The 22,409-nt window shown below is 46.8% G+C and carries 12 protein-coding genes, 2 tRNA genes and 3 rRNA genes; 9 read left to right on the plus strand and 8 right to left on the minus strand.

The window, feature by feature from the left end; genetic code table 11:
* Positions 1–127: 127 nt before the first annotated feature.
* The 5 genes from dxs to AC060N_RS19810 all read left to right on the plus strand — a co-directional run bounded on the left by dxs (position 128) and on the right by AC060N_RS19810 (position 4,864).
* Positions 128–2,068, plus strand: a complete 1,941-nt coding sequence (gene dxs / locus AC060N_RS19790) for a 1-deoxy-D-xylulose-5-phosphate synthase (protein WP_479525229.1) — start codon at positions 128–130, stop codon at positions 2,066–2,068.
* Between the two features lie 110 nt (positions 2,069–2,178).
* On the plus strand, positions 2,179–3,372 hold the full coding sequence (locus AC060N_RS19795; protein WP_479525230.1) for a sensor histidine kinase: 1,194 nt from the start codon (positions 2,179–2,181) through the stop codon (positions 3,370–3,372).
* Between the two features lie 82 nt (positions 3,373–3,454).
* The gene (locus AC060N_RS19800) at positions 3,455–3,985 is read left to right on the plus strand and encodes a YceD family protein (RefSeq protein ID WP_479525231.1); all 531 of its coding nucleotides are present in this window, start codon (positions 3,455–3,457) and stop codon (positions 3,983–3,985) included.
* 16 nt (positions 3,986–4,001) lie between these two features.
* The gene (rpmF, locus tag AC060N_RS19805; RefSeq protein WP_106540777.1) at positions 4,002–4,187 is read left to right on the plus strand and encodes a 50S ribosomal protein L32; all 186 of its coding nucleotides are present in this window, start codon (positions 4,002–4,004) and stop codon (positions 4,185–4,187) included.
* A 254-nt stretch (positions 4,188–4,441) separates the two neighbouring features.
* Positions 4,442–4,864 carry a bactofilin family protein gene (locus tag AC060N_RS19810; RefSeq protein WP_106540778.1) on the plus strand — a complete coding sequence of 141 codons (423 nt, stop codon included), beginning with the start codon at positions 4,442–4,444 and terminating at the stop codon, positions 4,862–4,864.
* A 58-nt stretch (positions 4,865–4,922) separates the two neighbouring features.
* On the opposite strand, the gene AC060N_RS19815 is transcribed toward AC060N_RS19810, so the two are convergent.
* Entirely contained in the window at positions 4,923–6,623 is a 1,701-nt protein-coding gene (locus AC060N_RS19815) for a Na/Pi cotransporter family protein (RefSeq protein WP_479525232.1), read from the minus strand.
* Positions 6,624–6,881: 258 nt separating this feature from the next.
* Between AC060N_RS19815 and AC060N_RS19820 the strand changes: the two genes are divergently transcribed.
* Both AC060N_RS19820 and AC060N_RS19825 read left to right on the plus strand, forming a co-directional pair.
* Positions 6,882–9,320: an efflux RND transporter permease subunit gene (locus tag AC060N_RS19820; protein WP_479525233.1), complete on the plus strand. Its 2,439-nt coding sequence runs from the start codon at positions 6,882–6,884 to the stop codon at positions 9,318–9,320.
* Positions 9,317–10,300 (plus strand): polyprenyl synthetase family protein, encoded by a 984-nt coding sequence (locus tag AC060N_RS19825; protein ID WP_479525234.1) that lies wholly within the window; start codon positions 9,317–9,319, stop codon positions 10,298–10,300. The genes AC060N_RS19820 and AC060N_RS19825 overlap by 4 nt, the downstream gene beginning before the upstream one ends.
* A 21-nt stretch (positions 10,301–10,321) precedes the next feature.
* Here AC060N_RS19825 and AC060N_RS19830 read toward each other — a convergent pair whose 3' ends face one another.
* Both AC060N_RS19830 and AC060N_RS19835 read right to left on the minus strand, forming a co-directional pair.
* The gene (locus AC060N_RS19830; RefSeq protein WP_479525235.1) at positions 10,322–11,494 is read right to left on the minus strand and encodes a MalY/PatB family protein; all 1,173 of its coding nucleotides are present in this window, start codon (positions 11,492–11,494) and stop codon (positions 10,322–10,324) included.
* Positions 11,495–11,511: 17 nt separating this feature from the next.
* Positions 11,512–12,222, minus strand: a complete 711-nt coding sequence (locus AC060N_RS19835) for a 2-phosphosulfolactate phosphatase (RefSeq protein WP_479525236.1) — start codon at positions 12,220–12,222, stop codon at positions 11,512–11,514.
* Positions 12,223–12,592: 370 nt separating this feature from the next.
* Here AC060N_RS19835 and AC060N_RS19840 point away from each other — a divergent pair, with 370 nt between their 5' ends.
* Complete coding sequence (locus AC060N_RS19840; protein WP_479525237.1) at positions 12,593–13,225, plus strand: hypothetical protein; 633 nt, start codon at positions 12,593–12,595, stop codon at positions 13,223–13,225.
* Positions 13,226–13,444: 219 nt separating this feature from the next.
* The gene (locus AC060N_RS19845; RefSeq protein WP_479525238.1) at positions 13,445–16,225 is read left to right on the plus strand and encodes a glycosyl hydrolase 2 galactose-binding domain-containing protein; all 2,781 of its coding nucleotides are present in this window, start codon (positions 13,445–13,447) and stop codon (positions 16,223–16,225) included.
* 386 nt (positions 16,226–16,611) lie between these two features.
* On the opposite strand, the gene rrf is transcribed toward AC060N_RS19845, so the two are convergent.
* The 5 genes from rrf to AC060N_RS19870 form a co-directional block, all read right to left on the minus strand.
* Positions 16,612–16,722: ribosomal RNA gene (gene rrf / locus AC060N_RS19850) — 5S ribosomal RNA — on the minus strand.
* A gap of 223 nt (positions 16,723–16,945) precedes the next feature.
* Positions 16,946–19,828, minus strand: a 23S ribosomal RNA gene (locus tag AC060N_RS19855).
* A gap of 199 nt (positions 19,829–20,027) precedes the next feature.
* Positions 20,028–20,101, minus strand: a tRNA-Ala gene (locus AC060N_RS19860).
* Positions 20,102–20,178: 77 nt separating this feature from the next.
* Positions 20,179–20,252 (minus strand) — tRNA-Ile (locus AC060N_RS19865).
* Between the two features lie 141 nt (positions 20,253–20,393).
* Positions 20,394–21,915, minus strand: a 16S ribosomal RNA gene (locus AC060N_RS19870).
* Together the 16S, 23S and 5S rRNA genes with 2 tRNA genes alongside form the textbook arrangement of a ribosomal RNA operon.
* Positions 21,916–22,409: the final 494 nt, after the last annotated feature.

Consider the following 22,409-nt stretch of genomic DNA (forward strand, 5'->3'; position numbering starts at 1 on the left):
ATCCTTGTCATATATTTGTATTATCAAATCGTCGAAGTAAAAATAATGAAAGACCATGCACTTCACAAACAAGTAGTGCATCTGCTTCGTATATCCCGAATAGGGATTAATTTATAACTTTGTTCCGTTGGAAAATCATATAACGATAGTGTCTCAGTTCATGGCAGAAGCGCAAACTCAGCTTCTGGAAAAAATTGAATATCCGGCAGATCTGCGCAAATTAAGCGAGAAGGAACTTCCCGATCTTTGCACGGAACTGCGTAATTATATTATTCGGGAGGTGTCATCCAATCCCGGACACTTTGGAGCCAGTCTGGGAGTGATTGAGTTGACAGTCGCTCTTCATTACGTATACCAAACACCTTACGACCAACTGGTTTGGGACGTGGGGCATCAGGCGTATGGCCATAAAATCTTAACAGGAAGAAGGAAGAAATTTCATACCAACCGACGAATGGGGGGTATCAGCGGTTTCCCGAAAATTGCTGAAAGTGAATTCGATTCTTTCGGGGTCGGTCACTCGTCTACCTCCATCTCGGCAGCGCTTGGTTTGATGTTGGCCGCCAAAATAAAAGGCGAAGTCGATCGTAAAGTAGTGGCCGTTATCGGTGATGGCGCCATGACCGGTGGAATGGCTTTCGAAGGCTTGAACAACGCCGCTACCAGCAACTCTGATATTTTGGTTATTCTGAACGATAACAACATGGCCATCGATCCGGCTGTAGGAGGTCTGAATAACTACCTGGTCCAGATGCAAACTTCGCCGGCCTATAACCGGCTGAAGAGTGACGTTTGGAAAATTCTGGGAAAACTGAACAAAGTAGGTCCCAAAGCCCGCCAGGTGTTGCAGCAACATCAGCATGCTCTGAAGTCGGTTTTGTTGCGGAACAGCAACCTGTTTGAATCGTTCGGATTCCGTTATTTCGGACCTGTCGACGGACACGATGTGAATGCCATGGTGAAAATCCTGGCCGATTTGCGCAACATCGAAGGCCCGAAACTTCTGCATGTTATCACCAAAAAAGGTAAAGGTTTTGCTCCGGCCGAACAAAATGCCACCAAATGGCACGCCGCTCCCGGAAAATTCGATATTCGTACAGGCGAAGTGTTTGTTGATTTACCATTAAAACCATCGCCACCGAAATACCAGGATGTTTTCGGTAAAACCATTGTGGAATTAGCCGAAAAGAATGAAAAAATTACGGCCATCACTCCGGCGATGCCTACCGGTTCGTCATTGAACTGGATGATGGAAAAGTTTCCCGACCGGACTTTCGATGTAGGGATTGCGGAACAGCATGCCGTAACCTTTGCGGCCGGACTGGCAGCCAACAACCTGGTTCCGTTCTGTAATATCTACTCTTCATTTATGCAGCGGTCGTACGATCAGATTATTCATGATGTGGCGCTGCAAAACCTGAACGTAGTTTTATGCCTCGACCGGGCCGGCCTGGTTGGCGCCGACGGTGCGACCCACCACGGTGTATTCGATCTGGCTTATCTTAGAAATATCCCGAACATGACGGTTTCGGCACCCATGGACGAAATTGAAATGCGGAACCTGATGTACACGGCTCAACTTCCTGATAAGGGACCGTTCTCCATACGTTTCCCGCGAGGAAAAGGAGTTCACCTGGAATGGGAACTTCCGCTCACCGAAATCCCGGTAGGAAAAGGTAGAGAGATTGCCAATGGAACTGATATCGCCATACTGAGTATCGGTCACCCCGGGAATTTTGCTAAAGAAGCGACCGAAGAACTCAGCAAAGAAGGTATTTCGGTGCAACATTACGACATGCGATTTGCGAAACCGCTCGATACCGAAATTCTGGATTCAGTTATGAAGCAGTTCGACAAAATCATCACGGTTGAAGACGGTGTGATTAACGGCGGATTCGGTAGTGCGGTGATGGAGTATCTGTTCGAAAATGGATATCAGGGCCGGATAAAACGTTTGGGAATTCCCGACCGGTTTATCGATCAGGGATCGCCGGAAGAGCTTTACAGCGAATGTGGTTTCGACAGTGACGGAATTTGCCGCGAAGTCCGCAACATGATGAAAGGATAACGGCTTTTACAAAAGCAATCCGGAAGTTCCTTTCTGATATTCTTTTCGGCTGAAAAACCGATTCTTATCAGGAAATTTCTATCTTCGGAGCACACTGTAAAACTAACACCTTGTTTCAATTTTTCAGCAACCGGAATTTTAAAGGAGTATTACTGGGCTTTGCTTTTCTTATCAGCATCGGTACGTTTATCTATACCAAAACGTTAGTCGATAAGCTAAAGCAGGAGGAACACCGAAAAGTAGAATTGTGGGCGCAGGCAACACACCGCCTGGCTGAATCGAATAATTCTTCGGGCGCCGAACTGGCTTTTACCTTCGATGTAGTGGAAAACAACCAAACCGTTCCCATCATCGTCACCGACCAGAATGATAGTATTCTCTATGACCGGAACCTGGAAATTGCTGACGGCCCGGGCAAGCAGCAAAAACTGCGACAGGTACTGGCTAACATGAAAAAGCAGTATCCGCCCATCGTTATTCCTATTTCATCTGGCAAAAAAAATCTTATTTACTATAGTAACTCCGTTTTGTTGAAGAAGCTCCGGTATTACCCGCTGGTTCAGCTTCTCATTCTCATCCTGTTCATTTTGGTTGCTTACATTGCATTCAGTGCTTCGCGTGTTTCGGAACAAAACCGTGTTTGGGTAGGAATGGCTAAAGAAACCGCCCACCAGCTGGGAACGCCCATCTCCTCGATGATGGCCTGGGTGGAATTGCTGCGTATGCAAAATGTGGATGAATCAATCGTGTCCGAAATTGCCAAGGACACCGAGCGACTCAACCGGATTACCGAACGCTTTTCGAAAATTGGATCTGCGCCGGAATTGACCGAAACCAACGTAGTTGAAGTATTGGCTAACTCGATTGAATATCTCGAGAAGAGAAGCCCAAAACGGATTCTGTTCACCTCAAATTTTAATCCTTTTCAGGAAATTATGATCCCGCTGAATACATCGCTTTTTTCCTGGGTCATCGAAAATCTGTGCAAAAATGCCATCGATGCGATTGAGGGAAAAGGAGAAATCAATGTTTCGCTGTATGTAGCCCCCGAGGAGCTTTACATTGATGTGAGCGATACAGGAAAAGGAATTCCGAAAACCAGTTTCAGAGAGGTTTTCCGCCCGGGGTACACGACCAAGAAAAGAGGCTGGGGACTAGGACTATCGCTGGCTAAGCGCATTATCGAAAATTACCACAACGGACATATATCTGTCAAACACTCGGAGATAAACAAAGGAACCACGTTCCGCATTGTTCTTCACTCCAACGAAAACCTGACCGAGAAAATCACTCAACCTGTTTAATATTAAGAATTTCAAAATTATCAGGTTTTTTTCTGTGGTATATTAAAAATTTATACTTTTGCAAAGCTAAAAAAGGAAGGTTGTGAAATACCTGAAAAACTATATTATTCCTTTCTCAGGATTGAAGGAGGGAAAACATCAGTTCCAGTTCGAAGCTGGCGAGCGCTTTTTCAGGGAGTTTGAAGAGTCGGAGATTGAAAGAGGTGAAGTGAATATCGAGGTAGAACTCGAAAAACGGACAACCTACTTATCGCTTGGCTTTAAATTAACTGGAAGCGTTCAGTTAATCTGCGACCGGTGCCTGGACAATTACGACCAGCCGCTGGACGGCAACTTTAAGCTCTACGTGAAGTTCAGCGAAGAGCCGCAGGTAGATGATGACGAAGTGATGTATCTCCACCCGAATGATCATCAGGTAGAGGTAGGTCATTTGATATATGAATTTATTGTTCTGAGCTTACCGGTGCGACATGTTCATCCGGATGATGAAAACGGCGAAAGCACTTGTGACCCGGATATGCTGGATAAGCTCGATGAATACGATCATCCCGGAGACGGCGATGAACCCATCGATCCGAGATGGAATGATTTGAAAAAGATTATTGGTAACTAAGTAAAGTTGATTAAAAATGGCACATCCGAAACACAAAACGTCGAAAACGAGAAGGGATAAGCGCAGAACGCATTATAAAGCAACTCCTGCTACCATGGCAACTTGTTCAAACTGCGGTGCTACTGTAAAGTATCACACCGTATGTAATGAGTGCGGCCACTACAGGGGTAAACTCGTTATTGAAAAAGAAATTACTGTTTGATTTCCATAGCAGAAAGAATTTTCTTTCTGTCTATTTGGTTTTTTCATGGCTTTAGAAAGGCTTTCCTGTGCTCAGGAAGGCCTTTCTATTTTTACACCCGCGGTATTCCCCCATTCTTCATTTTATTGATAAATATCCGCCTCCCTTTCGATTTTTAGAAGAATACTGTTCACGAACAGTTTCAAAACTTGTTGGCTTTTATTATCTTCATCGGCTAAAGTCAAGACAATTTGTTTACGTAAAAACCGAAGAAAATGGCAAAACCCATCATCCAAAACGAAGTGAAAGCACTGAACACGATTGCAAAAGATACCATGATTAAAGGGGATATCAAATCGGATGGTGATATTCGAATCGACGGTGCACTGGAGGGGAATCTGGAATGCAAAGGTCGGGTAGTACTCGGTCCCGATGCCAAGGTAAAAGGAACCGTTCGTTGCCGTTTAGCCGATATTATGGGGAATCTTGAAGGGGAAATTTTTGCTTCGGAACTGATGACATTGAAAAACACTGCCGTTATTAACGGCGACCTGACCATGGGCAAATTATCGGTTGAGCCGGGAGCTCAGTTTACCGGGAAATGTTCAATGGGAAGTGCTGGCTCTGGTTCAGCATCAGCTCCGAAAGCTCAGTCTGCTCCGGTACAACCGGAAGCCAAGCCGAAAGAAAACAAGTAAAGGCTGCTTTCACAAAAAAATTGAATCCCTGGAAAATACTTCCGGGGATTTTTATTTGTCAGAGGTTGGCGCTTACCGATTCAAGCGATTCCGAAACGTTGATGGCATAATCGGCCAGCCGTTCACATTCGTTGAAAATGTCGTTGTAAATACTGCCTTTCTGGTAGTTGTACATTCCTTTTTCCAGGTTCTCCAGATGTTCTGTTTTCAGAATATCTCGGAATACGTTGATCTCTTCCTCCTTTTTCCGGGCCACCGAAGCATCTACCCGGTCTTCGGTTTTCAGATTGAATTCCATGATTTGAATCGTGTCGTCCACCAGGCTGAACAGAATCTCCAGATTCTCCAGCGGCTTTCCCGAAAAGGTGATTTGCTGCTGATGCGCCCGGTTAAACGCTCTGGCAATATTATAACACGAATCGCCAATGCTTTCGATGTTATCAATCAACTTAAACATCGATGACAGCACCCTGGAATTTCTCACGCTCAGACGCGTCTCTCCCACTTTCGTCAGGTAGTTGGCAATTTCAATCTCAATGCCGTCGCATATTTTCTCTTCACTTTCCAGCCGTTGGAAGCGCAGCTCAAATTTCTTATCAGGAATTTCGGTCATTAGCTCCTGTACATCCTTAAACATTTTCGAAACCCGCTGACCAAAGAGGGAAATCTCTTCGCGTGCCAGGTAAAGCGATGCTTCCGGCGTAGACAGAAGTCCAATTTTTATGTGCTGCAACGTAAACGCACTTTCTGCCTCGGCTTTCCGTTCGGGAACCAAACGGGTTACAATCCGGGCAAGCGTCTTCGTGAAACCTATCAGCAGCAACATGTTCAGCACATTAAACAAGGTGTGAAACAGCGCCAGTGCTACGGGAATGGCATTACTCGATTCAAACGGATTGCCACCGCCCAGGTCTTCGGTCAGAAAAGCGACTCCTTTCAGGAAGAAGGGAAAGATGATAAGCATCCAAACCACCCCGGCCAGGTTAAAGAACAGATGTGCGCGGGCAGCTCTTCGTGCATTGGTATTAGCCACTAATGCCGCTACGTTGGCCGTAATGGTCGTCCCCAAATTCTCACCAAGCACCATGGCCGCAGCCATATCGAAATTAATCCATCCGTTGTTACACATCACCAACGTCAGCGCCATTGTCGCACTGGACGACTGGATCAGAATGGTCAGTAATGTACCGATGAGCATAAAAAGAATGTACCCCAGATAACCCATGTGGGCATATTGCGACAACCAGCCCAACACTTCGGGATTGCTGCTGACATCCGGCACAGAAGTTTTCAGGAATTCGAGTCCGATGAACAGCAAGCCAAAGCCCATCACCAGTTCACCCCACGATTTACGCGAACGAACGCGGGAGAATAATACCGGCAAGGCTAAACCGACCATCGGCAAAGCTATTTGCGTGATATTGAACTTAAATCCGAAAAGGGAAATAATCCAGGCCGTCACGGTTGTACCGATATTCGCCCCCATTACCACACTGATGGATTCGAGCAACGAAAGCAGTCCTGCATTCACAAAACTGACAATCATAACAATGGTTGCCGAAGAGGATTGGATGAGGGTGGTGATAAGGATGCCGGTTAAAACTCCGCGCATACGGTTGGCTGTCATCGACGCGAGAATCGCGCGCAGTTTATTGCCCGCTACCTTTTGCAGCGATTCACTCATCAGCTTCATCCCGAAAAGGAAAACAGCCAGCGAGCCAAGTAGCCTTAGGAAATCAACAAATCCGTAGTTCATCATTCTGGTAAAGGGGGTTAGGCTGTGCCGAATTTAAAGGTTTTGATACAAAACTGAAAAGCGAATGAAACAAATTTTACCCAATGGCAAAGAAATATTTTCATCTCCATCATTTCTATCAAAATTGACTGTTCCGATTCCTTATTAGGTAAAACCTTGGCATTTAGCCTAACCCTCTCAGCAGCATGACAAGTAAAATGGCATATTCTTTTCAATTCAGTCAATTAAACACTAATTTCGCGGGGATTTCATTTTATTATTATGTGGAGAAGAATAGCACGCTTCATTTTATCTTACCGGATTGCCCTCTCGGTTCTTTTGCTGGGAATTACCATTTACATGGGATTTAAGGCACCTCAGGTTCAACTTTCGTACGAATATGCTCCGTTGTTACCTAAAAAGGACACGGTCTATCAGGAAAATCAGGATTTCATTAAGAAATTTGGTGCCGGTTCCGATGTGATTGTCATCGGCGTGCGGGATTCCAACTTCTTCAAAATCGACCATTTCAATCGGTGGAATGAAATGGCTGCCGAACTGAAAAAGATTGATGGTGTAGAAGGCATGCTGTCGGTAGCCAATGCTTACGATATTTACAAAGACCGGAAAGCACACAAATTTAAGTTCGACAGCATTTTCCCGTCAAGGGCACAATCGCAGGAACAACTCGATACGCTGGTTGAAACGCTGCATACGCTGCCCTTTTACAAAGGCCAGTTATACAACGAAAAGACCCATACCTACATGATGGCCATTACCGTGAGCAAAGCCTTGATGGCGACGCCGAAACGGGAAAAAATGGTCAATCAGATTGTGAAAGTCGGCAACCAGTACGAAGCCGATACGGGCGTTAAGGTCCACTATTCCGGGATGCCCTACATCCGGGTGGTGACCTCACAAAAGATTAAGCGTGAATTTTTGATGTTTATCCTGGCTGCTCTGGCCGTGGTTATCATCATCCTGTTCTCGTTCTTCCGATCGTTTAAAGCGGTGATTCTTCCGGTTACGGTCGTGCTTATTGGCGTTATCTGGACGCTCGGACTGATGGCCATACTCGGCTACAAGATTACATTGCTCACAGGAATGATTCCGCCTTTGCTCATTGTGATTGGGGTTCCCAACTGTATTTTCCTGGTGAATAAATATCATAACGAATACAAAGGGCACGGAAATAAAATCAAGGCGCTGCAGCGGACCATCATGAAGATTGGTAACGCTACGTTCCTCACCAACCTGACTACCGCTTCGGGCTTTGCCACATTTTTGGTGACCAGTAGCTCCATTCTGCGGGAATTCGGTTTGATTGCGTCGGTGAACATCATGGCAGTTTTCATGACTTCGCTGATCATTATCCCAACGGCTTTCACCATCCTCGATCCGCCGGCCGACAAGGACATGCGCCACCTCGATAATAATTTCATCGGGAAGATTATCGACAAATTTGTTTTGGTCACTCAAAATCATCGGAAAGGTATTTACGTCACATTTGGCATTATTCTTCTCCTGAGCATCGTCGGAATTACCCAGATGAAAAGCACCGGCTACATGGTAGACGATCTACCGAAGAATGACCCGATTTACCTTGATTTGAAGTTCTTCGAGAAGAATTTCGACGGATTAATGCCGTTGGAGATTACTGTCGATACCGAACGTCCCAATGGTGTTTTGCGCACATCCAACCTGAAGAAAATTGACGAATTCAGCACGGCCCTCTCGAAGTACAGCGATTTGTCGCCATCGCTTTCGTTGGTCAATGTTTTGAAGTTTGCCAAACAGGCTTTTTACAACGGAAAAGAAAAATATTATTCGTTGCCCAGCTACCGCGAACAGTCGTTCATTCTGTCCTACGTGGGAAAATCGAACGGCAAAATCGGCGATTTAAAATCGTTTATCGACAGCACCAAGGAAGAAACACGCATCAGTTTCCGCATGAAGGACGTGGGAACTACCCGAATGGAAGACTTGTTAAGCCGTATCCGGAAAGAGGCTGCTAAGATATTCCCGGCCGACAAATACCATGTAACCGTAACAGGTGCTTCGGTGGTATTTGTGAAAGGAACTCAGTACTTGGTGAAGAGTCTGTTCCAGAGTCTCGGTTTGGCAGTTTTACTCATCGCCACCTTCATGGCATTGATGTTCAACTCGCGTCGGATGGTATTCCTGTCACTGGTTCCAAACGTAATTCCGCTACTTTTCACAGCCGGAATCATGGGCTTTACAGGTATCCCGATTAAGGCTTCAACCATTCTGGTATTCTCGATTGCTTTCGGTATATCGGTCGACAATACGATACACTTCCTGGCCAAATACAGGCAGGAACTTCGGTTTACCCAATGGAATATTGGCAAGTCGGTGGTACTCGCTTTGCGCGAAACCGGCTTCAGCATGATTTATACCTCGTTTGTACTTTTCTTCGGATTCGGTATCTTCAGTCTGTCGAGTTTCGGCGGAACAGTTGCCCTGGGCATTCTGGTATCGTTGACCTTACTCGTTGCCTTAATATCGAACCTGATATTGTTGCCGGCTTTGCTTCTTGGATTGCAGCGTCGTGCTACAACCCGGTATTTCGAAGAACCTTTCCTCGAAATTTTCGATGAGGAAGAAGACATCGAACAGGATGAACTTCGAATCGAAGGCAGAGATAAAAACGGCAATCTGCTCTCCGGAACCGATGAAAAGGATAAAACTACTGATGAATGAAAAGCCAGCAGGAACTCTTTGACCGCTTTCTTCAGGAACTGAAAAAAGAACGGGAAAAAATTGACAACGCTACACCAGCGGGTCTGTACAAACCGGTTTCCTATACCCTCGACATGGGCGGAAAAAGGCTCAGGCCGGTATTGGTTCTGACGGGAGCCAATCTTTTTTCCGAAAATATAGAAGAAGCACTGCCGGCCGCGACTGCCATCGAAGTGTTCCACAATTTCACCCTGCTGCACGACGATTTGATGGACAATGCCTCGGTTCGCCGCGGGAAACCGACCGTTCATCTGAAATTCAATCCCAATACGGCCATTCTCAGTGGTGATGCCATGATGATTCTGGCCAACGATTACCTGGCGAATTCGCCTGGTGAAAAACTGCCGGAATTGCTAAAGCTTTTCTCGCGGACCGCACTCGAGGTTTGCGAAGGTCAGCAGTACGACATGGATTTCGAGAGCCGGATGGACGTAACCGTGGACGAATACATCGAAATGATCCGGTTGAAAACCGCGGTATTAATTGCCGGTGCGTTGAAACTTGGAGCCATCATCGGTAATGCACCGAAAAAACAGGCTAATCTGTTATATGATTTCGGAATCAACATTGGGCTGGCATTTCAGTTGCAGGACGATTGGCTCGATGTGTACGGTGATCCCAATGTGTTCGGTAAGAAAATTGGTGGCGATATTCTGAGTAATAAGAAAACATTCCTGTTACTCAAAGCACAGGAAAAGTTGCAGGGAGAGAAAAAGGAACAGTTGCAAAACTGGATCACCAGAGAGTCTTTCCTTCCGGAGGAAAAAATTGAAGCGGTTACGCAGTTATATAATGAAGCTGCAGTAAGTGAGGAAGCACAGCAGCTCATGCTCCATTACCATGACAAAGCGTTGAAGTGTTTGGCTCAACTCGAAGTGGAAGAGACCAATAAAAAGGATTTAGTTGCTTTGGCCGAACAGGTGATGTCGAGGATTAGCTAGTCCAATCCCCGACATGTTATTTTAAAGCACTCTTAACGCTTTTTCGATGCGTTCCAGGCCTTCCTCTAAAGTAGAACGCGGACAGCCGATATTCATCCTGAAAAAGCCTTCGCCACCGGTTCCAAACGTACTCCCAACATTCATGGCCACGCCGGCTTTATTCACCAGCACATCTTTCATCTCTTTTTCGCTCAGACCGTAGTCGCGAAAATCCATCCACACCAGGAACGTCGATTCCGGCTGCATTACCTTGACCTTAGGCAAATGCTCCGCCATGAACTCATTCAAATATTTCAGGTTGCCCTGAAGATATTCCAGCAATTCGCCCAGCCATTGTTCTCCGTGTGTGTAAGCGGCTTCAGTGGCAACCGTGCCAAAGATATTTCCCCCGTGCACATGCAGTACATTCAGCATCCGTTCATAACGCACCCGCATTTTCTTTTGCGGAATGACCAGGAATGCGGAAGATAAACCTGCAATGTTAAACGTTTTGTTGGGCGCCATACAAACGACCGTAATTTCAGCCAACCCTTCCGAAATGGAAGGCAACGGAACATGTTTGTGTCCCGGGTAAATCAGGTCGGAATGAATTTCATCGGAAACGATGATTACTCCTTTTTCCTTGCAAATACGGCCCAGCTCAGTCAACTCTTCTTTGGTCCAAACCATTCCGCCCGGATTGTGCGGACTGGAAAGCAACAGCATTTTGGTTTTATCGTCAATCTTGGCTTTCAAATCCTCGAAATCGAAATAATACCGGCCGTTTTCCAACTTCAACGGGTTCTCCACCATCTTCCGGCCCGAGCCTTTCACGCAAGTGAAAAAAGGAAAATAAACCGGCGGCTGCACAATTACTTTCTCATCCTCGTTGGTCAGCGCCATGATTAACATGGTAACTGCCGGCACCACTCCCGGACTAAATGAAATCCATTCGCGTTGAATGTCCCAATCGTGCCGTTTCTTCATCCAATCGATGATGGACTGATGGTAACTTTCGGGCCGGAAAGAATATGCCAACACTTCATGTTCGGCGCGCCCGCGAATGGCATCCATGATAAAATCGGGCACCCGGAAATCGGTATCGGCTACCCACATCGGTAACGCCTCCGCGTTGCCGCAAAACTGTTCCAACCGGTCGTATTTGATACAATTGGTTCCTCTTCGCTCAATTATTTCGTCAAAATTATAGGGCATATGATTATGGTTTACGGTTATTTCTTCAACTCAAACGTACCAGAATCGATCCGGTTCAGATAGCGGATGCCATTCTCTTCCTCCAGTCGCAAAATAAAATCGAACCGATTGAGCGAAAGACATAAATCGAAGTCCGAGGACGGTGACCATTCACTGTTCTCCGGATCGAGCAAACGGGCACCATCGCCTGTACGAAGTTCTTCCACCATCTCATCAAAGCGGGTGGGTTTTCCCGTTAGGAGATCGCGTATATGTTCGGCCAGGAAAGTGTCTTCCTGCGACGGCCGTTCTCCGGCGTATCCCATGCAAACCAAGCTCACTGTTTCCGGCGATCGGTATCTAATATATTGGACTATTGCTGCAGCGTTTACAAAACTACCGGTAATGATTTCGTCGGCATAAACCGCGTTCACAATTCCCTGGGTGCCGGAACTACTCCGGTGAATGACGGTTTTTCCTGTCAGGTCTGCTTCCAGAATATGCGTGGGCGAATTCCCGTAATCAAATCCGGCAATCTTACGCTCGTTCTGTTCGCCCATCAATACCGAATCGGGAATTTCTTCCGCTAAGCGAAATGCTTCTTCAATATCTCCTACCGGGATGATTCGTGAAGCTCCGCGCTCCATGGCATAACAAGCGGTTGAAAACGCCCGGAATACATCGATGACTACAACCAGCCCATCGGCTTGTTGCGCACCTTCTATTAATTGCAGAATCCGAATATTCATTCAATATGATTTCTGGAAGTGGAACATCGGTTATCCAATGACATCCAAAATAAATGGAAATAGAGGGTTTTTCCCGAAAGGAATTATTAAAAATTTTATCAAAGTTGAGTTTTTGAAGAAAAAAATTCATTCAACTAAGGTCAGACGAATAAAACAGCCACTGCGAGATCATACAAATTTCACACATATAACCTTGTATAACTGTCAGTTATGAAACCAAACACTAAAACCTCTTCAATTTAAGATCACATTTCGACTCAAATCCCGTTTCCGATCACGTACAGTTAAAAAAGCAGTAATATATGTTTTACAACATATGTTGTATAACATGTTTATATTTGCAGTGTAAAACCTCTTAAAATAAGAAGCTATGAAGACAACAAACTTTAAAACAATGATGAGCAAGAATTTAATGGTAGTAAGTTTGAGCGCGTTCTTCCTGGTTATTACAATTGGCCAAGCATTGGCAAGTGGTAAGACTTCAGTTTATACTAAAGATAATTCGGATCTCTCCATCGTTTCGGTTATCAACCCCGGAACGCAACCAATGAGTATCACTATTGAGAATGACTTGGGAAATGTAGTGTATTATACCAAAAACAATGTATCGGGAAGCCAGTATTTCAAGGCATTCGATTTCTCGAAACTGGATGATGGTAACTACAACCTGCGCGTTCGCTCTGGTAATAAAACATTGGTTCAGTCTTTCAACGTAGTTGATGGCCATGCCAATATGAATGACCAGATTGCTGATAACAAAGATGTTGCTCCTACTTTCAGGTTTAAAAACAACATGCTCAAACTTTCCTACCTAAACCTGAGCAAGGACAACGTTGAAGTTTATTTGTACGACAACAAGAACAATCTGCTTCACGAAGAAAACCTCGGGAAAGACGTAAGTCTGGGTCGCATTTTCGACTTCGAATCGGCTAAACCGGGTCAGTATCAGGTTGTATTAACCGTTGGCGACAAAAACAATTACACCTACACGGTGAATAAATAAATTTTTGCATCATCAAAAAAGTAAAGCGTCCTTCAGAAGGGCGCTTTTTTTATGCCCTTAAATTTTTACTCCTACGTTTCTGCTTCTCCTTGCAGTCTGATTGACATATCTTTTTAAGCTAATTGTAAAAAATACACTATTTCACTACTTTTGGTTGGTTCGATTCCAAAAGAGAGACCGCAAACAAATACAATTAGATAAATTAATTAAAACCAAACAATGAAAAGAGAGGCAACACAATTTCTGTTCCTGATTCTGTTTCTCTTTGCGGCACCCGCTGTTCAGGCACAAAACGGTGTAGTAAAGCAAACAGAAATCACCAATTTTCAACTGCAGTCGTCGGCCGTAATCGACGCTTCGGGCGAAACGTTATCCACTCCTTCTTACCAGGAAAATGTGTACTGGTTTCCGGTAAAAGTTCCTTCAACCGTTCTCACCGGGCTGGTCGCCAACAATGTTTATCCCGATCCGTACCAGGGGATGAACAACATGCGCATTCCGGATGCATCCGACAGTTTCAATAAAGAGTACAACCTGGAGCAATACAGCTTTCTTCCGAATGAACCCAATCCCTGGAAGAAGCCGTACTGGTACCGTACTTCTTTTAAAGTACCTGCCAGCGATAACGGCCGACATTTTCAGTTGATCTTCAAAGGCATCAACTACCGGGCTGCGGTTTGGGTAAACGGAAAACAGATTGCCGATTCGACTGATATGGCCGGTATGTTTGCCGAATATAGCCTTGATGTCAGCAAAGAGATTAAAGCGGGTGCTGACAACTACCTGGCGGTGAAAATTTATCCGCTCGATTTCCCCGGCACGCCGGCACCTGAACAGCTGAAAGCCATGGGCCCGTTCTTTGCCAACGGTGGTCCAACCGGTGATATTGGTAAAAATGTGACCATGCTTTGTTCGGTCGGTTGGGACTGGATGCCGCCAACCCGCGATCGGAACATGGGAATCTGGCAACCGGTTTATTTGAGAACTTCAGGAAACGTAACCATCAGTCGTCCGCATTTGGTGACGACATTACCTGCTCTTCCCGATACAACGGTCGCTGATATTTCGCTAAAACTGAATCTCGCGAATCATGGTAATTCCGGTGCAAACGGGAAATTGAATGTTACCATCACACCTGAAAACTTCACTGGTTCGTCCATCGAATTTTCGAAAGATGTTACGCTGGGTGCCAATTCTTCCACGAAAGTGGATCTCAATGCGGAAAACGAAACGAGTCTGCACATCACCAATCCGCATTTGTGGTGGCCCAATGGTCACGGTGCACCTAATCTCTATCGTATCCGTTTGCAGTACCTTGCCGGGAATACCGTTTCCGACGATACCACCTTTGTTTTCGGAATTCGCACAGTGAGCTCGAAAGCCACCGAAGTGAAGGGCAAATTTCTGCGTCGTGACTTTTATGTGAATGGAAAACGTGTCAACCTCGTTGGTGGAGCGTGGGTTCCTGACATGATGGTGAACCGCGATTCCTTGCGTTATGACAACGAACTTCGGCTTTGCCAGAATGCCAACATCAACCTGGTGCGCATTTGGGGCGGTGGTATTACGCCTCCCGACCAGTTCTTCAACGCAGCCGACCGCTATGGTTTGCTGGTTTGGTCCGACTTCTGGGTAACCGGAGATACCCAGGGTGAATTTAAAGGTTCGCCTGACTGGCCGTTGCAAGGCAATGTTTTCATTAAAAACATGACTAGTACGATTCTTCGTATCCGGAACCATCCAAGCTTGCTACTGTGGACCGGCGGAAACGAAGGTCATGCGCGTAAAGAGCTTTACTACGCCATGCGCGATAGTATTATAAAACTCGACGGAACACGGCCGTTTATTCCGAGTTCTTCCGGCTTTGCCAAGCTGCCTGCTGACTGGAAAGCTTCATGGCCCGATAATAAACAATCAGGCGTATACAGTGGCGGACCGTATGCATGGCAGAGTCCGAAACAATATTACAAGCTGGCCAACAACGCCAAAGACTGGGTTTTTAAAGACGAGACCGGTATTCCGTCGCAACCTCCGTACAATATTCTCCCGAAGATTATTCCTGATTTGGTTTGGGATAAAACGCTTCCGTTCCCGTTGAACAATACCTGGGGTTACCACGATGCGGCTTCCGGAAACGGAAAATATGACCTCTATTACAAGGACATGGTGAAACGCTTCGGCGAGCCAAAATCAATGAAGGGCTTTTCGGAAAAGATGCAGTTGATGAATGCTATGGGTTACCAGGGGATTTTCGAAGCAGCCGGAAGCAAACTCGATGACAATGGCGGTGTAATGCTCTGGAAACTGAATGCAGCCTTGCCGAGTGTCATCTGGCAGGTATACGATTGGTATCTGATGCCCAATGCAGGCTATTATTTCATGCAAAATGCCGTCGAGCCTGTCCATGTACAGTACGACCAGGATAATGCCTATGTGACCGTCGTTAATCGCTCGTACAGCCCGGAAAAGAACCTGGTGGCCGAAGCCGATGTGTACAATATTCATTCGAAACTCATCCACAACGAATCGAAGAAAGTAAGCCTGGATGCAGCGTCCGTCAAAAAAGTATACTCATTGTCAAAAGTATTGGCTAAAACCGATGGTGTTTCGTTCGTTGTTTTACGATTGAAAGATGCAAATGGGAAAGTAATTTCACGCAATTCCTACTGGCTTTCGCCTGACGACGACTTTACTTCGATGAACGCGATGGACAAAGCACAAGTTGAGTTGAAGGTTATTGACAAAACCACGAAAGGCTCGCATACAAAATGGACAGTTGAACTGAGCAATCCATCCGATAAACTGGCGTTCTTTGTCCGTCCGATGCTGATGAATAAAGGCGAGGAAGTATTGCCCAGCATGTGGTCGTCAAGTTATTTCACACTGAAACCCGGAGAGTCAAGAACCGTAACGGTTAGCACACCTGCTCAAAATCTTGACAAATCAGGTTTCCGCGTCGAAGGCTGGAATTTGGAGCCAATATGTCGCCCCAATAAATAGTTTCACTAACTAACACCATGCATAACTTTTGTAAAGTGCGTTACCTTCGGGTGGCGCACTTTTTTTGTTTGCTTTCGCAGAAGAATTCCTAAAAGAAAGTTCGAAGGGCATTAAGGAAGTAGTAGAGGATGAAAAAACAACACGACGTCTGACACCTGGTGTCGTCTCACAAAAAAAGGCAGCCATCTGGCTACCTTCACACACACAATCACTCCAATCCATTCCCGGTCGGACCGGAACTCACTAATCAATCCCTTCAGAGTATACAATATCTTAAATATCAAGACCGGTGTCTTTTGTCTCTTATCTGGTGTCTAATATCTGAAGTCTATTGTCTTTCGGATATAAAAAAGCCCGACTCCAATAAAGGAACCGGGCTTTAATAAAATAAGCGGCGACCTACTCTCCCACATCTCTGCAGTACCATCGGCGCTGACGGGCTTAACTTCTCTGTTCGGAATGGGAAGAGGTGGAACCCCGTCGCTGTAGCCACCTAAAGTTTTCAGCTTTGCTTTTCAGCTATACAATATTTTTTGTAATAGTGATTAAGTTTTAGGTGTTAAGTGTTAAGATGCTCTTTGATGTCGGGCCGGACTTCGCTTTTCGGCGTTCTCCCTTTTCTTAAAACTTAAATCTTTCGACTTAAAACTTACTATTACTGACATGAACCCTGGAAGAAAACAATTTCATTACAACAAAAACACCAATTTATAAAACCGGCAAGGAAAGTTTCGGGCAATTAGTATCGCTCGGCTTTGACGTCACCGTCTTTACACCTGCGACCTATCAACGTCGTAGTCTCCAACGACCCTCTAAGGAGACCTCATCTTGAGGCGAGCTTCGCGCTTAGATGCTTTCAGCGCTTATCTCTTCCACACATGGCTACCCAGCGGTGCTCCTGGCGGAACAACTGGTAAACCAGAGGTATGTCCAACGCGGTCCTCTCGTACTAACGTCAGGCTCTCTCAAGTCTCCTACGCCCACAACAGATAGGGACCGAACTGTCTCACGACGTTCTGAACCCAGCTCGCGTGCCACTTTAATGGGCGAACAGCCCAACCCTTGGGACCTTCTCCAGCCCCAGGATGTGACGAGCCGACATCGAGGTGCCAAACCGCTCCGTCGATATGAGCTCTTGGGAGCGATCAGCCTGTTATCCCCGGAGTACCTTTTATCCTTTGAGCGATGGCCCTTCCATACGGAACCACCGGATCACTATGCTCTAGTTTCCTACCTGATCGACTTGTAGGTCTCACAGTCAAGCGCGCTTATACCATTATGCTCTGCTGGCGGTTACCAATCGCCATGAGCGCACCTTTAGAAGCCTCCGTTACTCTTTTGGAGGCGACCACCCCAGTCAAACTACCCACCACACACTGTCTCCATTCCTGGATTAGGCCCCAGGCAAGCAAAGGGACGTATTTCAAGGATGACTCCACGAATCCTGGCGAACCCGCTTCAATGTCTCCGTCCTATCCTACACATCACTTACCCAGAACCAATGTGAAGTTGCAGTAAAGGTTCACGGGGTCTTTCCGTCCCGTTGCGGGTAAGCGGCATCTTCACCGCTACTACAATTTCACCGAGCTCGTGGCCGAGACAGTACCCAGATCGTTGCACCATTCGTGCAGGTCGGAACTTACCCGACAAGGAATTTCGCTACCTTAGGACCGTTATAGTTACGGCCGCCGTTTACCGGGGCTTCGATTCAATGCTTCTACCGAAGTATAACATCCCCTCTTAACCTTCCGGCACCGGGCAGGTGTCAGGCCATATACATCATCTTGCGATTTAGCATAGCCCTGTGTTTTTGATAAACAGTCGCCTGGGCCTTTTCACTGCGGCTGGCTCGCGCCAGCGCCCCTTCTCCCGAAGTTACGGGGCCATTTTGCCTAGTTCCTTAGCCACGAATCACTCGAGCGCCTCAGGATTCTCTCCTTGACTACCTGTGTCGGTTTACGGTACGGGTTCTCTTGACCTGAAGCTTAGAGGTTTTTCTCGGAAGCCCTTAGGACCACTATCCGATTGCCCGAAGGCTCTCGGTACTGTCGGGTTTCACCTCACCGCGCGGATTTGCCTACGCAGTTCATCGGCTACGCCCTTTAACGTACTATTCCGTCAGTACGCGGGTCTTTCATCACTTCGTTACCCCATCGCAGTCAAGAGTAGTATCGGAATATTAACCGATTTTCCATCGACTTCGCCGTTCGGCTTCGCCTTAGGTCCCGACTAACCCTGATCCGATTAGCGTTGATCAGGAAACCTTAGTCTATCGGCGGGCAGGTTTCTCACCTGCCTTATCGTTACTTATGCCTACATTTGCTTTTCCGGACGCTCCAGCATACCTCACGGTACACCTTCGGCGCTGACCGGAATGCTCCCCTACCACTGTAAATAAATTTACAATCCATAGCTTCGGTGGTATGTTTAATGCCCGATTATTATCCACGCCCGACCGCTCGACTAGTGAGCTGTTACGCACTCTTTAAATGAATGGCTGCTTCCAAGCCAACATCCTAGCTGTCTAAGCAATCAGACCTCGTTTGTTCAACTTAACATACACTTGGGGACCTTAGCTGATGGTCCGGGTTCTTTCCCTCTCGGACACGGACCTTAGCACCCGCGCCCTCACTCCTGGTGAGCATCTTGCAGCATTCGGAGTTTGTCTGGAGTTGATAGGCGGTGAAGCCCTCGCATCCAATCAGTAGCTCTACCTCTGCAAGACTCGTAACCAAGGCTGCACCTAAATGCATTTCGGGGAGTACGAGCTATTTCCAAGTTTGATTGGCCTTTCACCCCTACCCACAACTCATCCAAGGACTTTTCAACGTCCCCTGGTTCGGTCCTCCATCCCGTGTTACCGGGACTTCAACCTGGTCATGGGTAGATCACATGGTTTCGCGTCTACCCCCACTGACTATGGCGCCCTATTCAGACTCGCTTTCGCTTCGGCTCCGTGGCTGAACCACTTAACCTTGCCAGTGAGGAGTAACTCGTAGGCTCATTATGCAAAAGGCACGCCGTCACCCCCTAAAGGGCTCCGACCGCTTGTAGGCGTACGGTTTCAGGTACTTTTTCACTCCCCTGTTCGGGGTGCTTTTCACCTTTCCCTCACGGTACTGGTTCACTATCGGTCTCTCAGTAGTATTTAGCCTTACCAGATGGTCCTGGCAGATTCAGACAGGATTTCACGTGTCCCGCCCTACTCAGGATACTGCTAACTCCGCAAGCCTTACACGTACAGGACTTTCACCTCCTTTGGTGTGACTTTCCAGAACACTTCCGTTTCGTCTTACTTCGTATATCGCAGTCCTACAACCCCGAAAGTGCCGAAACACTTCCGGTTTGGGCTCTTCCCCGTTCGATCGCCACTACTGGGGGAATCACTTTTGTTTTCTTTTCCTCCGGGTACTTAGATGTTTCAGTTCTCCGGGTTAGCTTCCTGCATAACAGGATACCATACTTATATATGGTGGGTTGCCCCATTCGGATATTCACGGATTAACGGTTATTTGCACCTCCCCGCGACTTTTCGCAGCTTATCACGTCCTTCGTCGCCTCTGAGAGCCAAGGCATCCCCCGTACGCCCTTTCGTACTTTCTCTCGCCTTTTCGAAGGTTTTATCCTTCGGCGTTTCTCTTGTAACTCTGTTGTTTTTCTTCCAGCATGTCAATGAACTTCATCCCTTTCAGGATATGTGGATTACAGGGAATCGAACCCTTTCCTCTTCCAGGCGCCAGCCTAATCCTTCGTGTTCCAATATGTTTTCCTGATGAACTTTTCCTGGTGTTTACACCCTTTGTGGAGAATATCGGAGTCGAACCGATGACCTCTTGAATGCAAATCAAGCGCTCTAGCCAACTGAGCTAATCCCCCGTCTGTGCAATTAGTAATGAACAATGTGTAATGAACAATATTGCTAATTGTTCACTGCTCATTTTTCATTGCCTGTGTAGTCCCGCCCAGACTTGAACTGGGGACCTCTACATTATCAGTGTAGCGCTCTAACCAGCTGAGCTACGGGACTGTAAGTACTTATCAGGCTTGCTTCAAGCTTTAAGCCATAAGCTAACAGCCATCCGCTTTGCTCCAGTATTATTTTAAAAAGGAAGAAGTAAACACCCTTCTGCTCTAATTTCCTCTCAGAAACCTTTCGTGTCGGCTCCAGAAAGGAGGTGTTCCAGCCACACCTTCCGGTACGGCTACCTTGTTACGACTTAACCCCAGTCATTGGTTTTACCCTAGGCCGCTCCTTGCGGTTGCAGACTTCAGGTACCCCCAACTTCCATGGTTTGACGGGCGGTGTGTACAAGGCCCGGGAACGTATTCACCGCGCCATGGCTGATGCGCGATTACTAGCGAATCCAGCTTCATGGAGTCGGGTTGCAGACTCCAATCCGAACTGAGACCGGCTTTAGGGATTAGCATCCTGTTGCCAGGTAGCTGCCCTTTGTACCGACCATTGTAACACGTGTGTAGCCCTGGACATAAGGGCCGTGCTGATTTGACGTCATCCCCACCTTCCTCTCACCTTACGGTGGCAGTCTCGCCAGAGTCCTCAGCATGACCTGCTAGCAACTGACGATAAGGGTTGCGCTCGTTATGGGACTTAACCCGACACCTCACGGCACGAGCTGACGACAACCATGCAGCACCTTGTAAAACGCCCCGAAGGGAAGTCACCTTTCGGCAACGGTCATTCTACATTTAAGCCCAGGTAAGGTTCCTCGCGTATCATCGAATTAAACCACATGTTCCTCCGCTTGTGCGGGCCCCCGTCAATTCCTTTGAGTTTCAACCTTGCGATCGTACTCCCCAGGTGGATAACTTAATGCTTTCGCTCAGCCGCTGACTGTGTATCGCCAACAGCGAGTTATCATCGTTTACGGCGTGGACTACCAGGGTATCTAATCCTGTTCGCTCCCCACGCTTTCGTGCATCAGCGTCAGTTACGCTTTAGTAAGCTGCCTTCGCAATCGGTGTTCTGAGTAATATCTAAGCATTTCACCGCTACACTACTCATTCCGCCTACCTCAGGCGCACTCAAGCTATACAGTTTCAATGGCAGTTCTACAGTTGAGCTGCAGCATTTCACCACTGACTTATATAGCCGCCTACGCACCCTTTAAACCCAATGAATCCGGATAACGCTTGCATCCTCCGTATTACCGCGGCTGCTGGCACGGAGTTAGCCGATGCTTATTCATGTACTACCGTCAAAATCCTACACGTAGAACACATTCTTGGTACATAAAAGCAGTTTACAACCCGTAGGGCCGTCATCCTGCACGCGGGATGGCTGGTTCAGGCTCTCGCCCATTGACCAATATTCCTCACTGCTGCCTCCCGTAGGAGTCTGGGCCGTGTCTCAGTCCCAGTGTGGGGGATCATCCTCTCAGAACCCCTAGGCATCGTCGCCTTGGTAAGCCGTTACCTTACCAACTAGCTAATGCCACGCATGCCCATCCTGTACCGCCGAAACTTTATTCCAACCAACATGCGAAGGTTGGAAACCATGGGGTATTAATCCGGATTTCTCCGGGCTATCCCCCTGTACAGGGCAGGTTGCATACGCGTTACTCACCCGTGCGCCACTCGTCAGCGTCCCGAAGGACCTGTTACCGTTCGACTTGCATGTGTTAAGCCTCCCGCTAGCGTTCATCCTGAGCCAGGATCAAACTCTTCGTTGTAATCAAAAAGTTTAAATGTCTATTTGCCTGGCACGATCAGTTTTTCCTCTAAAAGAAAATTGAACTTCTGGTGCTTATCTTCTTTCCTTTTCAATATTTTCAATGAACTTGTATTCTTCTCTTACTTCTCGCTCCTCCTGCCCAACCCTCGGTTGCCGTCGGACGGGCCGAAAAAAGCGTTGCAAAGATAGAAATCTTTTCGCGTTATCTCCAAATCTTTTTTTGCCTTTTTTCTCTAGGCTCAGTACCCGAAAATCAACGCCCGTTTTTTCAAACGTGGCGGCAAAGATAAAACCTTTTATCCCGACTTTCCAAATACTTTTTCAAAAAAAATTGCGGGGTGATTTTCCCGGGTAAAAACCGAACGATTCCGGCTTTCCTGTTTCCCTTTTCAACCTCCCACTGAACGCTGCTCCCCTTTCGGAAAGCGGATGCAAAGAAAGCGTATTTTTTCCTTTCCCTCCAAACCTTTTTCCACTCTTTTTTGACATAAA

Source organism: Prolixibacter sp. DSM 2831 (genome assembly GCF_056493735.1).

Excerpts from the sequence above, each read along its gene's own strand:
- rpmF (WP_106540777.1), top strand. The coding sequence starts at position 4,002 with ATGGCACATCCGAAACACAAAACGTCGAAAACGAGAAGGGATAAGCGC.
- AC060N_RS19810 (WP_106540778.1), top strand. The coding sequence starts at position 4,442 with ATGGCAAAACCCATCATCCAAAACGAAGTGAAAGCACTGAACACGATT.
- AC060N_RS19815 (WP_479525232.1), bottom strand. The coding sequence starts at position 6,623 with ATGATGAACTACGGATTTGTTGATTTCCTAAGGCTACTTGGCTCGCTG.
- AC060N_RS19820 (WP_479525233.1), top strand. The coding sequence starts at position 6,882 with ATGTGGAGAAGAATAGCACGCTTCATTTTATCTTACCGGATTGCCCTC.
- AC060N_RS19825 (WP_479525234.1), top strand. The coding sequence starts at position 9,317 with ATGAAAAGCCAGCAGGAACTCTTTGACCGCTTTCTTCAGGAACTGAAA.
- AC060N_RS19830 (WP_479525235.1), bottom strand. The coding sequence starts at position 11,494 with ATGCCCTATAATTTTGACGAAATAATTGAGCGAAGAGGAACCAATTGT.
- AC060N_RS19835 (WP_479525236.1), bottom strand. The coding sequence starts at position 12,222 with ATGAATATTCGGATTCTGCAATTAATAGAAGGTGCGCAACAAGCCGAT.
- AC060N_RS19840 (WP_479525237.1), top strand. The coding sequence starts at position 12,593 with ATGAAGACAACAAACTTTAAAACAATGATGAGCAAGAATTTAATGGTA.
- AC060N_RS19845 (WP_479525238.1), top strand. The coding sequence starts at position 13,445 with ATGAAAAGAGAGGCAACACAATTTCTGTTCCTGATTCTGTTTCTCTTT.